General features: G+C 35.3%; 10 protein-coding genes. 5 read left to right on the top strand and 5 right to left on the bottom strand.

Annotated features, from left to right (window positions below):
- Positions 1 to 6 precede the first annotated feature (6 nt).
- Complete coding sequence (gene hrpB / locus ABZC13_RS06220; protein WP_373001430.1) at positions 7 to 2568, top strand: ATP-dependent helicase HrpB; 2562 nt, start codon at positions 7 to 9, stop codon at positions 2566 to 2568.
- Between the two features lie 2 nt (positions 2569 to 2570).
- Here hrpB and ABZC13_RS06215 read toward each other — a convergent pair whose 3' ends face one another.
- Both ABZC13_RS06215 and ABZC13_RS06210 read right to left on the bottom strand, forming a co-directional pair.
- A complete protein-coding gene (locus tag ABZC13_RS06215) occupies positions 2571 to 3245 on the bottom strand; it encodes a response regulator transcription factor (RefSeq protein WP_373001428.1) in 675 nt (224 codons plus the stop codon).
- Positions 3235 to 4446, bottom strand: a complete 1212-nt coding sequence (locus ABZC13_RS06210) for a PAS domain S-box protein (protein ID WP_373001426.1) — start codon at positions 4444 to 4446, stop codon at positions 3235 to 3237. Before ABZC13_RS06210 ends, ABZC13_RS06215 begins: the two co-directional genes overlap by 11 nt.
- Before the next feature lie 84 nt (positions 4447 to 4530).
- Between ABZC13_RS06210 and ABZC13_RS06205 the strand changes: the two genes are divergently transcribed.
- From ABZC13_RS06205 to ABZC13_RS06190, 4 genes are all read left to right on the top strand, one after another.
- Positions 4531 to 4980 (top strand): rhodanese-like domain-containing protein, encoded by a 450-nt coding sequence (locus tag ABZC13_RS06205; protein WP_373001424.1) that lies wholly within the window; start codon positions 4531 to 4533, stop codon positions 4978 to 4980.
- A 14-nt stretch (positions 4981 to 4994) separates the two neighbouring features.
- Positions 4995 to 6962, top strand: coding sequence for a flagellar hook-length control protein FliK (locus tag ABZC13_RS06200; protein WP_373001422.1), 1968 nt, complete (start codon positions 4995 to 4997; stop codon positions 6960 to 6962).
- A complete protein-coding gene (locus tag ABZC13_RS06195; RefSeq protein WP_373001420.1) occupies positions 6959 to 7210 on the top strand; it encodes an EscU/YscU/HrcU family type III secretion system export apparatus switch protein in 252 nt (83 codons plus the stop codon). The genes ABZC13_RS06200 and ABZC13_RS06195 overlap by 4 nt, the downstream gene beginning before the upstream one ends.
- A gap of 62 nt (positions 7211 to 7272) precedes the next feature.
- A complete protein-coding gene (locus ABZC13_RS06190) occupies positions 7273 to 9432 on the top strand; it encodes an EAL domain-containing protein (protein WP_373001418.1) in 2160 nt (719 codons plus the stop codon).
- Here the strand turns inward: ABZC13_RS06190 and ABZC13_RS06185 are convergent.
- Genes ABZC13_RS06185 through ABZC13_RS06175 form a run of 3 tightly spaced genes read right to left on the bottom strand, consistent with a single transcriptional unit; the run spans position 9422 to position 14967 of the window.
- On the bottom strand, positions 9422 to 11362 hold the full coding sequence (locus tag ABZC13_RS06185) for a putative bifunctional diguanylate cyclase/phosphodiesterase (protein WP_373001416.1): 1941 nt from the start codon (positions 11360 to 11362) through the stop codon (positions 9422 to 9424). The genes ABZC13_RS06190 and ABZC13_RS06185 overlap by 11 nt on opposite strands.
- A 58-nt stretch (positions 11363 to 11420) precedes the next feature.
- The gene (polA, locus tag ABZC13_RS06180; RefSeq protein WP_373001414.1) at positions 11421 to 14138 is read right to left on the bottom strand and encodes a DNA polymerase I; all 2718 of its coding nucleotides are present in this window, start codon (positions 14136 to 14138) and stop codon (positions 11421 to 11423) included.
- 1 nt (position 14139) lies between these two features.
- Positions 14140 to 14967: an HDOD domain-containing protein gene (locus ABZC13_RS06175; RefSeq protein ID WP_373001412.1), complete on the bottom strand. Its 828-nt coding sequence runs from the start codon at positions 14965 to 14967 to the stop codon at positions 14140 to 14142.
- Positions 14968 to 14981: the final 14 nt, after the last annotated feature.

Here is a 14981-nt window from a genome sequence, read left to right as displayed (position 1 = left end):
TCCACTATGCAAAACCTACCTATAAACCAAGTACTACCTCAAGTAAAACAAGAGCTTCTGACTTCTAACCGTTTAGTTCTTCAAGCTCCACCTGGAGCCGGAAAAACTACTGCCCTTCCTCTTGCACTTTTGGATGAGCCTTGGCTCGAAGATAAAATCATCCTCATGTTAGAACCTCGTCGTTTGGCAGTTCGCTCTTGTGCATCTCGTATGGCAGAGCTTCTTGGTGAGAAAGTAGGAGAGAGAATCGGCTACCAGATAAAGATGGAGTCTGTAAAAAGCAAGAAGACAAAGATTCTTATAGTCACAGAAGGTATCCTAACCAGAAAAATTCAAGCTGATCCAAGTTTGGAAGATGTTGCTTTAGTCATCTTTGATGAGTTTCATGAAAGAAGCATCCATGCTGATCTATCTTTGGCACTTTCGCTGGAGTCGCAATCACTTATACGAGAAGATCTAAAACTTCTTGTCATGTCCGCGACTCTTAACACTCATGCTATTTGTGGGCTTTTAGAAGATGCTCCACTCATTGAAAGTGAAGGTCGTTCTTATCCAGTTGAGAGCATCTATCTAGATGCTAAAACAAAAGAGCCGACAAAAAGAGAACTTCCAACTTTCGTATCTAAACTTATAACAGATGTTTTAAAAAGTGGCGATGGAAACATGCTTGTCTTTTTACCGGGAATAGCCGAGATAAAAAAGACTCAGATGCTTATAAACGAGATTCTAAAAAAGAGTAACAACACAGATATTTTTGTATCTGCTCTTTATGGAAACCTCTCTAAAGAAGAGCAAGACAGAGCCATAATAGCCCCGCCAAAAGGCAAAAGAAAAATAGTTCTCGCGACTAACATAGCACAAACAAGTCTAACTATAGAAGGTATCAAGATAGTCATAGACTCAGGTCTTGCTAATAGTTCTGTTTTTAATAGCAGTTCAGGAATGAACAAACTGCAAAGCTCTTTTATCTCACAAGATTCTGCTACTCAAAGAGCCGGTCGTGCAGGACGTTTAAGTGCCGGTAAATGTTATCATCTTTGGCACAAGGGCAAGATACTTCTAAAACATGACAAACCCGAAATACTCTCAACTGACCTGACTCAGATGCTGCTAGAACTCTCTCTTTGGGGAAATGAAGAGATAAGCGAACTTCAATGGATGGACTTACCTCCTGAAGGTGCCATGACACATGCTAAAGAGCTTCTGTTTGACCTTGGAGCAATAGATGCAAAGAGTAAGATAACAAAACATGGAAAAGAGATGTGTTCTTTTGGTATGCATCCACGCCTAGCACATATGATGATAAAAGCTAAAGATATGAAACTCTCATATGAAGCTTCTCTTTTGTGTGTTCTTATACAAGAAAAAGATATCTACACCTCATCGTACAGATCTTCAGATATAAGAGAAAGGGTTTCTGTTTTACATGATGTAAGCTGTGGCATCTCCATAAATGCATCTCACATAGACATAAGGAATTGTAAATTTTTACTTCAAAGCGCATCTAGAATAGAGAAGAAACAAAAGAGTGATGTCAACTTAGAGATGATAGGCGTACTACTAGCTCTAGCTTACCCTGAGAGAGTCTCAAAACGAAGAGAAAAGAACAGTTGCTCATATCTTATGGCAAATAAAAAAGGTGCATATCTACACCAAGAAGATGAACTTTTTGATTCTGAGTATTTGGTTATTTGTGACTTGGATGCCAGAAGTGACAAAGTGAATGGCGTAGCCAGAGAGGGTGCCCTGGGGCAAAATGCACTTATTTACAAAGCGGCATCTATAGACAAGTCTCAGATAGAGCTATACCTAAAAGAAAACATAGAGACTAAAGAGTCTCTCTCTTGGAACTCAGAGCTTCAAAGAGTCGAGGCAAGAAAAAGAAGCTATTTTGGAAGTATAGTTATAAATGAGACTCAGATGCAAAGCAGTTCAAGTGAAAAAGTATCAAAAGTTTTGCTAGATGGCATACGAGAGGCAGGATTAGACTCTCTGGCATGGACAAAAGACTCCCTTGGTCTCAGACATCGCCTGAACTTTATAAACGCTCAAAAGGCTCTTAAAACGAGTTGTGAGTTTCCAGACTTTTGTGATGAGCATCTGCTTGAGACCATGGAGGAGTGGTTACTACCTTATATTGAAGGCAAAAACTCTCTAAAGTCTCTTGCATCTCTGAATCTTTACTCCATACTTTCAGGATTACTAACATGGGAGCAGATGCAATCCCTTGATGTTTTAGTACCTGCGAAGATAAAAGTAGCAAGCGGTTCTAATATCTATATAGACTACTCAGATGCAGACAAGCCCATCCTGGCAGTTAGACTCCAAGAGATGTTTGGCACTCAAAAAACGCCTACTGTGCTAAATGGAAAAGTGAAACTGATGATTCACTTGCTCTCTCCTGCATCCAAACCTATGCAAATAACACAAGACTTAGAGAGCTTTTGGGCAAACACTTACGATGACGTAAAAAAAGAACTGCGCGGAAAATACAAAAGACACTATTGGCCGGATGACCCGCTAACAGCTCAGGCTACGAGCAAGACTAAGAAAAATATGCACAGATAACACTATGAAAAAAATCTGAGCTTATAACCAAGTCCTTTAACATTTATGATTAGTGTTTTAGAGGTCTTGCCTCTCAGACGTCTTACAAAAGTTCTAAGTCTCTCATCACTAACACTCTCACCCCAGATGCTTACCTTAATAGTCTCATCGTCTAAAATATTATTTTCATTATCAACAAGTAGAGTTATAAACTTCTTCTCGTTTTTAGATAATGCTACAAACCTTGACTCTTTGTAAAGTGCATGAGTTGTCTTGTTAAAACTAAAACCGTCACAAAGCTCTACAGTCTTACTGCCAAGTTCATCTGATATGGAAGATATGTACTCTAGTATCTCATCTGGATCATATGGTTTTAAAAAGTACTTTGCTACTCCTACGTCTATGGCATTAAAAAGCTTTTCTCTCTCGCTAAAGGCACTTAGGATTATTACAGGTACGTTAGGATTTAGTTTCTTTAACTCTCCTGCCATCTCTAGACCTGTGAGTTTAGGCATATTGATATCTGTTATAACAATGTCAGGTGATATCTGTATAAACTTCTCCAAACCCTCTTTACCGTCTTTGGCGATAGTAAAGCTGTGAAAGCTATCTCCTATGGCACCCTTTAGAAGTCTGGCAATATTTTCTTCATCTTCAACAAGAAGTACCCGTAGGCTTTTTAAGGACTTATCTCTCATTGCTAACCAACGGTATCTTTATACTAAAGGTTGTTATACCCTTCTTGCTTCTTACATCTAAGTGACCATCCATACCCTGCTCGCAAATCATCTTTGACATAAAAAGACCAAGTCCTGTTCCACTGCTCTGGTGCTTCGTCGTAAAGTATGGCTCATAAATCTTGTCTATGTTTTCTTTAGAGATTCCACCAGCATTGTCTTGAAGTTCTATAAGGGCAAAGTCATCTTCCTTTTTAGTTGTTATGCTTATTTCTCTGATTAAGATTCCGTTAGTCACAAAGGCATCTTTAGCATTTTTTATAAGGTTTATGATTACTTGAGTTAACTCATTTGAGATTCCAAGAACTCTTAACTCCTCAAAGTCACTCTTAACACTTATCATCTCAGATTCGAGCATTTTGTCTAAAAGACTTAAAGATTCATTTATACTGTCACTTATATTAAACGGATGTTTCTCTTTTTGAGGGTTGAAGAAGTTTGTAAAGTCATCTATAGTCTGAGACATATTTTTTATGATGTTCTTACTCTCACCGTAAAGTTCTGTTAGTTCTTCTGTTTTATTATCAAGTGCTGCTTTTTTCATACTAAACATAGCAAGGTTCAACTCTGTTAGCGGTTGTCTCCACTGATGAGCAACATTTGCCAGCATCTGACCTAGAGATGCTTGACGTGACTGTGAGAACATCACTCTTTGTTTCTCTTCATTTTTAGAGACTTCATCTTCTACGCGTTGCTCAAGAGTCTTGTTTAACTCTTCTAACTCTTTTGTCTTATCTTGGACTCTCTGTTCAAGTGTTTTGTTTAACTCTTCTAGCTCTTTTTCTTTTTTTAGAAGTTGCTCTTTGTAAAAAACTTCCTTTGTAACATCGTAGCGAATGGCGATGAACTCAGCTATATCATCATCTTCGTCTAGTATGGGGATTACGGTTGTGTTTACATAAAAAGTGGAGCCATTTTTTGCGAGGTTTTTAACAGTATCTTTATAGATTTTCTTCTCTAGTATTGTGTCCCATAGAGTTTTAAATCTTGAAGCAGGCACATCTGGATGTCGTACGATGTTGTGGTTTTTACCGATAAGCTCATCTTTGGAGTAACCAGAGATCTTACAAAACTCATCATTTACAAATGTGATGATGCCATCTATATCTGTTCTGGAGATGATATTGCTTTTTTCTATAGCCTCTTTATACTGTTTTAACATGTTGTGATTATATCACACCATGTTTATTATGGACTTGATTAAAGATATGATAGAATATTTATTACTTTATTTTGGAGTTTTACTATGAAAAGAGTTTTTTTAATACTAATATTTTTTACACTAAGTCTCTGGGCACAAAGCTATGACGCATACTTAAACTCTTTTACCTACGAAGAGCGTAAAGATATGAAGATAAGATCTGTTGAACTCTCAGTGATGCTTGAAAGAGGAACTGCGCAGCTTATAGATATCCGCTTTAAAGAAGAGTACGAAGCGTGGCACATGCCTTATGCGATAAACATCCCTATAAATGAACTTCCAAAGCGTTTAGCTGAACTGGACAAATCAAAACTTATAGTCACGGCTTGTCCTCATAAAGACAGAGCTATCATGGCTCGTACATACCTCAAACTCAAAGGTTATAACACTCGTTACCTTGTAGATGGGCTTATAGGTCTTGCAGAGTTTTTACGTGGAGACAACGCTAAAGAGTTTATCGAGGAATATAAACTCATAAATATGAAATCCAATTAATGCTATACTAATTTATGATTAACATCTCAGGCAATAAGCAACTAGATATTATTTTACCTAACACAAATAAGGCTTTAAAAGAGGTTCTTAAAGGTGCAACACCCAAAGAACTTGAAGTTCTTACAAAAAGCAAAGACTTAAAGTCAGTTGTGAACTCACTCCTAAATGAGAGTGCTAAAAGTTCTGCATCTGACAAAGTACTTTTACAACTTTTAAAGAACAACCCCACTCTTAAAGACTTGGGCAATGTGTCTACAACTATAAAAGAACTTCTAAACTCAATAAAAGCAAATCAAGATCCTCTTCCTATGGAAAAAATCTTAAGCAAATTCATCTCTGATATGAAAAAACTTAGTGATTTAATGCCAAATGACAAGCCTGCAACTTCAAATAAAAACACAAATGCTCAAAGTTCTCAAACTCATCAAAGTGAATTAAAAGACACACTAAAATCACTGCTTACTCTAGTTGATAAGAGTCCTTCATTTCCAGTAAAGTCTTTAGGGACTGAGTTAAAAAACCTTATAAATAACGAAGCACTTAAAAATCCTGTAAATCCTCCTTCAACTCAATCCTTGGCTCAATTAAGCAAAGGTATAGATACAGTTTTGAGAACTCTGCAGTCTAACATCAAAGATGTTGACCTATCAAGTTTAAAAGATTCACTAAACAGCTCGATATCAGACAAAACTAAAACTACACTACCAATAGAAAAAGTATTAAAAGAGTTTCTTACAGACATAAAACAGCTGGGTAATGATGGTACGCTAAAGTCTAAGATAACTGACTCAGGAGTATTTTTAGAATCAAAACTTAAAAATGCACAAAACCCGCAAGTGGAACTAAAAGACACTTTAAAAGCACTACAGGTTTTAGTTGAGAAGAGTTCTGTATATCCTGTAAAAGTTTTGGGTAAACATATAGAGACTATGTTAAATAGCGAAACATTGAAAAATGCTTCAAACACATCTTTGACACAAACTATGACTGATGATAAAAAAGCCCTGACACAACTTGTAAAAGGCTTAGAAAAGATTGTAGATACCCTTAAGACAAACATAAAAGAAGGTGATGTTACAACTACTAAGACGTTTAATACCTTGCTGGAAAAACTTCAACATCAGATGCAGCCAAAACTCTTGACTCCTGAAAACTTCAAACTTTCGGCTATTCAAGAGACAATGCAACAATTAGTTCCCATGTTAAACAAAAGTGCACTTCCTGAGGCTAAAGGCTTGCTAGATGCTTTAGTAAAAATACTGCAAATTGCACCAAACACAACTCTGGAACAATTTACAGATAAAAAGATGGCACAAGAACTCCAAAATGCAATGCAACCTCTAAGGGCTTCAATGAGCAAAGCTGATCCTCTTTTTTCAAAAGATATTGGACTGCTTTTAAACAAACTAAACTCTATGGCTAGTGCACAAAATCTATCTGCTCAAAATAACATAAAAGAGATACTGGCAAATGACCTTAAATCACTTCTACTTCAAACTAGTAATGAAGTAGCTAAGTCTTCGCATCCAAATCAGGCTGAGATACTAAAAAACCTTGATAAGTTGGCTCTTCAAATAGACTACTATCAACTTATGTCACATCTATCAAACTCTTCATCACTATATCTTCCTTTTTCATGGGATGCACTAGAACAAGGAAATATAAACCTTAAAAAAGGCGAAGAAGATAAGTTTTACTGTGATATAGAGCTCAAACTCAAAGAGTATGGAGAGTTAAGTCTTAGGTTGGTTTTATATGAAGAGAATCAGATAAATATTCAGATACATTCTGATAATGAGGAGTTTAAAAAGATCATAAAAGAAAACATCTCTTCTCTTCGCTCAGCGCTGATAGAAGCTCACATAACACCAAGAGAGATACGTCTGCTAGATGCAACAAAAAAAGCTCCTACGTCACCTTATGAAGCTCCTTCAGAAAAGATGTCTGATGGAATAAATGTAGGATTTGAGATAAAAGCATGAAAAAAGCAGCCGCACTAAGATATAACACAGACAAAGAATCTGCACCTCGCGTTATTGCCAAGGGAAAAGGTAAAAGTGCAGAGAACATTATAAAAATAGCCGAACTTCATAACTTACCTATAAAAAAAGATGAAGACCTCATGGAACTTCTCTCAAAAGTTGAGTTAGACAAGGAAGTTCCGGCTGCATTATATAAAGCCGTCGCAGAAGTTTTCAGTTTTATATATAAAACTACAAATAAATCATAATATTTTACTTTCATTTTACATTATTCGGGTACAATCTCTACATTAAACTATAAGCAGTCATTATGAAAGAAGAACTTTCTTGCAAAACTCTAGAAGATGTTTCACTTGATGAAGTAACTATTACTCCAGATGAGTATAATAATATTCTAGATATACAACAAACTATACTTGGTATGATAGCTTCAAGAGGTTATTGTACAGATATTCTGGCTCACTTATGTGTATTGGCTGAAAGCTTATTGCCAAATTCAGTAGCTTCTATTATGCTGGTTGACAAGGCTACAGGGCTTATGAGTGTAGTATCTGCTCCATCAGTACCACAAGTTGGTCATGATCTTCTAGCAAATCTAAAACCTGGTCCTAATGGCGGTTCATGTGGAAATGCTGTTTTTCATAATGAGCCTCAGTATGTAAGAGACACCTTTACTGACCCAAGATGGAAAGATATTCGTCATATTGCTGTTGATTTTAATCTCTGCGCATGTTGGTCTATGCCTATTCTTGATGAAGATGACAAAGCCATCGGCTCTTTTGCCTTATCTTCATTCGAACATCGACTACCTGCTTCATTTCACAAAAAACTCCTCCAAACTGCTGCTTCTATTGTAAATATCATACTTAAAAACAGAATCATTGAAAAACGCATCAAACTATTTGCTACTGCTGCTCAAAATGCTGCTGAAGGTATGATTATTACAAATGAGCAAAACAAGATAGTAGAAGTAAACCAAGCATTTGAAGAGATCTATGGTTATACAGAAAAAGAAGTTCTTGGTTACAATCCAAATATTTTAGCTTCTCAAAAACATGATGAGAAATTTTACGCTGATATGTGGAAGAACATCCATGGTGAATCTAAATGGGCCGGAGAAATAATCAACAAACGTGCAGATGGCTCAGAGATAATACAATGGATGAGTGTAAGTGCTCTATATGATGACCATGATAAAGAATATAATTATCTTGCTGTATTTAGCGATCTAACAGAACTTAAAAAGAGTCAAAAACAAGTAGAAGACATGGCTTATAAAGACTCGCTTACCGGGCTTTGTAATAAAACACATCTTGAACAGCTTCTAAAAACAGATAAACAGAAGACTCTTTTACTTTTAAATGTAAATAACTTCAGTTATATAAATACTGCCTATGGTTTTGAAGTAGGAGATAAACTGCTTATCAAGCTTGCAAATATACTTCAAAATGATTTTAATACAAACAGTACATGTAGAATCAATTCAGATGAGTTTGCCCTTCTTTATGATGAAGATATTGATATAAAACAAAAGACTTCAGATATTCAAGACTACTTTTATAACAAAGAAGTTATAATCGATAACATTACTTTAAATATCTCATTTACATATGGTGCTGCGAGTGGAGAGAAGAACCTGTTAAGAAACAGCGCTTTGGCTCTAAAACAAGCTAAAGAGAGCGGTAAAAATAATCTCTATATCTTCAATCAAGATTCAGACAGCATAGATCACTCACAAAGAGAATCTTTTATAGCTTCAAACTACATTTTACACAATGCACTTAGTGAAGGTAGAGTTATCCCCTATTTTCAAGGTATTAGAAATAACACGACTAATGAGATCACAAAGTATGAAGTTCTTGCAAGAATAGAGAATGATGGAGAGATAATATCCCCATATATATTTTTAGAACCTGCTCATCTCTCAGGTCTACTACCTGAGATAACTAAAGCTATGATAGACAAAAGTTTTGAGTTTATGGCATCTAACAACTACACATTTTCTATAAACATTACAGAAGACGATTTGAGTAAAAACTATCTTCTTGAGTATCTAAACGACAAAGAATTAGAATACGGGATAGAAAGTAATCGTGTTATTTTAGAAATACTAGAAGGCGTTAGTGCAACTGGTAAGAAGAGTCATGTAAGACAACTAACTCAACTAAAAAACAGAGGTTACTCTATAGCTATAGATGATTTTGGTTCTGAGTATTCTAACTTTGAAAGAGTACTTGACCTGGATATTGATTTCTTAAAGATAGATGCTAAGTACATTAAAGACATCTATAAAAACTCAAAGAGTTATGAAGTAACAAGAGCTATAGTGTTTTTTGCTAAGAATGCCAACATTCCATGTATAGCTGAATTTGTGCACAACGCTGAAGTTCAAAAAATCATAGAAGACTTAGGTATAGAATACTCACAAGGTTTTCATTTTAGTAAACCTGCGGCTACACTTATAGAGTAAACTTTTTAAGCTTCCTCTGCATCTCATCGGCTGGGAGTGGTTTTGAGTAGTAATATCCTTGTATCTTATTACAGCCATTTTCTAAAAGAAAATCTTTTTGCTCTTTAATCTCAACACCTTCTGCAATAACATCCAAGTTTAAACTTTTTGAAATTGCTATAACTGCTTTTACAATAGCATTGTCATCTTCACTACCTGGTATATCACGAATAAATGATTGATCTATCTTTAATTTATCTATCGGTAATCTTTTTAAATATGAAAGAGATGAATAGCCGGTACCAAAATCATCGATAGCTATTTTAATTCCCAATTCGCTAACCTCTTTGAGTTTTACTACAGCCTCTTTTGGTCTTTTCATAACATCATTTTCTGTAATCTCGAGCTCTAACCACTCACTTTTAAAGTCATATTTACTCATTTCATGCTTTAAGACTATGATAAAACTATCGTGATTCAACTGCTTCATAGCAAGGTTCAAAGATAAAACACCTGGGTCTAATCCAATACTATGCCACATAGATACCTGCTCCATTGCCATCTCCATAACAAGTGCATCAATATCAACTATCAGTCCTGTATCTTCTGCCAAAGGTATAAACTTTGCAGGAGAAACTAGACCTAAAGTCGGATGCTCCCACCTTACTAAAGCTTCCATTCCTACAAGTTTATCGTTTGTTGCATCTATCTGTGGCTGATAATGGACTATAAATTCTCTTTTTTTAATAGCTTGCTTTAGACTAGCAACCATTATGACTCTCTCAAATGCTAACTCTGTCATCTCTTTTGAGTAAAACTGAAAGTTGTTTCTTCCCTCAGCCTTTGCCTTATACATAGCCGCATCTGCATACTTTAAAAGGTTGTTCGCATCTGTAGAGTCTTGAGGGAAGAGGCTTATACCGATACTGCTTGATAGATATAGTTTTTGACTATTTATAGAGATAGGTTCTACCAATACTTTAAGTATTTTTTCAGAGAAAAGTATCGCATACTGTACATTGTTAATATCTTCCATGATGATAGTAAATTCATCACCTCCAAGGCGGGCCAGTGTATCTTCTAAACGAATCACCAAGTTTAACCTACTTGTCACAACCTTTAAAACTTCATCACCGATATGGTGACCCAAAGAGTCGTTTATCTCTTTAAAATGGTCTAAGTCTATAAAGAACAGCGCAATATTAGTACCGTTTCTTTTCGCTTTTTGAATACTTTGTTCAAGTCTGTCATTAAAAAGAGTACGATTTGGTAAGCCGGTAAGTGTGTCATGTGTTGCTTGATGCTCTAAGATATCTTTTTGGTCAAGAAGCTCATTTTGCATCTCTTCTTGTTTATGAAGATACTCTAGTACACTATGCTGTTCTATTATTATTTGCTCAAAGTTATTTGAATAGCGATGTGCCATAGATAAATAATAATAAATAGCAATAACAATGAGAATGGAACCAATAGTATAAACATAGGCATCTTGAAGCAACATCCATGATAGTGCTGTAAGAAGCATAGCTAAGGCATAAGAAGCATATATACTAAAGACTTCACCAAGAGTATATAGACCACCCGCACTTAGTCCGATTAGAATAGTTAAGATTAAAAAGTGATACTCTGCGAATAGTTCTTGAAAAAAGAATATCATGAGACCAAAGGCTAGACCACTAAAGAACATACACCTTCTATACTTCCGCATCCAAGAATTAATCTCTTCTAAATCAATTATGGATTCTTTTATTTTAAAGTATTTATATCGAAGATAAGATCGTCTTAGTATAAGGAACATATGAGATGCAACACCGAGCCCAATAATATATGGCGGTATTTTATTCCAAAAAAGCAAAGAAGTTAAAAATAGTACTGCAACATGACCTATAATACCATTTTTAGAGTTATCATAAATACGGTCAACTGCTGCTTTTGCCACATATTTTTGCATAGATAAATTCTTTATAATATATTTTAACGCTATATTTTATAGCATATTATATTATCTATTACTTAAGTTGACCCCAGTTATCTCCTATGTTCATACTTGCTTCTAGTGGAATATTTAACTCATATATGCTTTCCATGATCTTTTGAAACTTCTCTCCAAGTATCTGGGCTTCAGATGCTTCTACTTCAAAAATAAGCTCATCATGGATTTGTAAAAGCATTTTTGCATTTAAGTTTTCTTCTTTTATAACTTTTGCTATTTTGTTCATCGATAGCTTTATAAGATCAGACGCACTACCCTGAAATACACTATTTACTGACTCTCGGTCATAAGCTGCTCTAAACATCGGTGAAGCATTTTCATAGTCAAAGTATCTACGTCTTTTTAGTAATGTTTCTATATAACCCTTTTCTTTAGAACTCTCTACAATTGAGCGAAAGTAAGTCTTAACAGTTGGAAATGACTCAAAATATTTTTCTATAATCTCTTTAGCTTCTTTTGTAGTGATGCCTAAAGTCTCAGATAGTTTTTTCTGTCCCATTCCATAAAGAAGCCCAAAGTTTACAGTTTTGGCTACTGATCTTTTAGCAGGAGCTTCTTCTTCTCCAAATAGTGCAATTGCAGTTTGTAAGTGAATATCTTTATTTGCTCTAAATGCATCTACTAAAACAGCATCTTGAGAAAAGTGAGCAAGAAGTCTAAGCTCTATTTGTGAGTAATCTATACCGATTAGCTTTTTACCCTCAGAAGCTACAAACGCTTCTCTGATCTTTAAACCAAGAGCACTTCTAGCAGGTATGTTTTGAAGATTTGGATTTTTTGAACTTAGTCTTCCTGTAGCTGTTCCTGTCTGAACAAAAGAAGTATGGATTCTTCCATCTTTATCTTCGCGACTAAGTTTTAAAAGCGGTTCTATGTAAGTAGAGTAAAGCTTATAAACTTCCCGGTATTCTAAAAGAGAAGTAATTATCTCATGCTTGTCTTTTAAAGAGTTTAGAACTTTCTCATCAGTTGAGTAACCAGTCTTAGTTTTTTTACCAACAGGAAGTCCTAGATGCTCAAATAAAATCACACCAAGTTGTTTTGTTGAGTTGATGTTGAACTCGCTTCCAGCTAATTGATAAATATTTTTAGTCAAATTTGCAAGAGTCTCTTTAACCTCAACCAAAAACTTCTCTAAAAACTCAGCATCCACGCTTATGCCTTCTTTTTCCATTCCTAAAAGTGTTTTTATAAAAGGTACTTCTACTGTTTGTGACTCTTCTATGAGATGCTCTGCATTTTGAAGGCGAAGCTTTTCATTTAAAAGATTAAATAGTTTTAGAGTGATATATGCATCTTCGGCTGCGTACTTGGCTGCATCTTCAAGTTCCACACTTGCAAATGTCTCACCCTTTTTTACAGTCTCTTTAAAAGCAACCATTGTATGATCTAGTAATTTGTCAGATAACTTATCAAGACTAAGAGCACTCTCTGGGTTTATCAGCCACGCTAAAATCATAGAATCCGCATATATCTCAAGAGTGTCATCATTTAAAAATCTACTAACAAAGTGAAGATCAAACTTGATGTTATGACCCACAACTTTAGAGTTAAATATCTTTTTAATAGCTACAGCTGCGTCCTCTTTACTAATCTGATCCGGCACTCCAAGGTAAAAGTGTGCAAACGGCACATAGAATGCTTCTTCATCGTTAAAGCTGAAACTAAATCCTACTAATTTATCTTTTTCATATTCAAGTCCGGTTGTCTCAGTATCAAAAGCAACAACACTCTCAGGTGTTAGCATGTCCAAGACTTTCTCTAATACTTTTGCATCTGTAATCAAAGTAGTCTTGAAGTCTAGATTCTTACTCTCTTTGACATCTTCAACTCTAACAACTGCTTCTTGTTGAGCCTCCTCTGAAACCATATTTTTAGCATGAAGCACTCTAAGAACTGCGTTTTGTTCATACTTTACAAGTTCATCATATATATTTAAAAATGGATGTTCTACGTCCATTTTATACTCTTCAAAATCCAACTCATCTAAAACATCATCTTTTAACGTTACAAGTTCTTTTGACATATATGCTTGTTCATGAGATTCTCTTAACTTCTTTTGTATCCCAGGAGGCTTAATCTCATCTATATTGGCATATATATTATCAAGATCTCCATACTGAACTAAAAGTTTCTCAGCACCAACTTTTCCAATGCCTTTAACACCTGGAACATTATCCGCACTGTCTCCAAGAATAGACTGATAATCTATAAACTGCTTTGGAGTGACACCATACTTGGCAAAACAGGCATCTTCATCCATACTTTTACGCTTTATAGCATCTACTACAACAATTCTTCCATCATCTATAAGCTGATAAAGATCTTTATCATGAGATACTACTCTAACGTTATAGCCTTTGTCTTTTGCATGTTTTACAACAGTTGCTATCATGTCATCTGCTTCAAAACCGACTTGACCCAATGTTTTATAGCCCATCTTGTCTATCCATTCTATTGCAATGGGTAGTTGCATAGTAAGTTCTTCAGGTGGAGCACTGCGGTTTGCTTTATAGTTCGGGTCTATCTCATTTCTGAAAGTATTGCCCTTAGTATCTATAGCAAAGATAATATAGTCACTATCGTGCTGCTTTTGTAGAGTTGATATAAAGTTTGTGAAACCTGTTAGGAGTCCAGTTGGAAAACCGTCCTTATTTTTTAAATGTTGTGGGAGAGCATAAAAACTACGAAAGAAAAATCCAAATGTATCTATTACTGTAACTGTTTTACTCATTCTAGTCCTCTAAAGTCTCTATTGGACTCTCCGTCAATTCTTCAATAACACTTTCTAAAATACTTTTTTGATATCCTGCATCTTCTGCTACCTTCATTCCAAAGTTAATTGATCTCTCGGAGAGTGGCTGGTTTACCGGAATGATAGTTTTTACTATGTTTAGTGCTGTAGAGTACTCTCTTATCTCATCAGGTGCATCTTTTGGATTGTCTGCAAATCTAATCATCTCTATAAACTCTGTATCAAATCCCCAATGTTCAAAGACTTCTGCAGTTATCTCAGAAGTAGTAACTCCCATATAAGCTTTCTCAACCATTGCTAAATTGTTTGAATTCTCAATCTCTGACTTAAAACTAATAGTCTCATCATTTTCAATGATAGCACTCGCAATAAGTATTTTTCCTGTCTCTTGTAAAAATGCACTAAGATATAACTTATCTGCTTTTTCTTTATCAATTTGTTTATACCATTTATGGATAAAAGCAGCCTGCATACTTGAGATGTCTGCGAACTTATCAGAGGTGATTCCATATGGTTGCATATCTACATTTAAAAGTTTTCTAACCGAGTTTCCAAGAGCAATAGTACGAGTCATACCCATACCAAACAGTCCTACTGCCTGTGCAACATTTCTTATCTCTCTACCAAAGCTGTAAAGCGGTGAGTTTGCAACTTTTAAAAGATTTGCCACAATCATGGGATCGTGTTCAATTACCTTTGCCAAATCATGTATAGAAGCCTCTTTGTTCGCATAAATTTTATTAATATCTATAATTGTTTTTGAAAGCGGTGGGAGGGACTTTATACTATCGACAATCGAGCTTTTCATACACAAGCCTTTTT

Source organism: Sulfurimonas sp., from assembly GCF_041563035.1.
Lineage (GTDB): Bacteria > Campylobacterota > Campylobacteria > Campylobacterales > Sulfurimonadaceae > Sulfurimonas.
The sequence above is the reverse complement of the archived record's forward strand: the minus strand, read 5'-3'. Positions and strand labels throughout refer to the sequence as shown.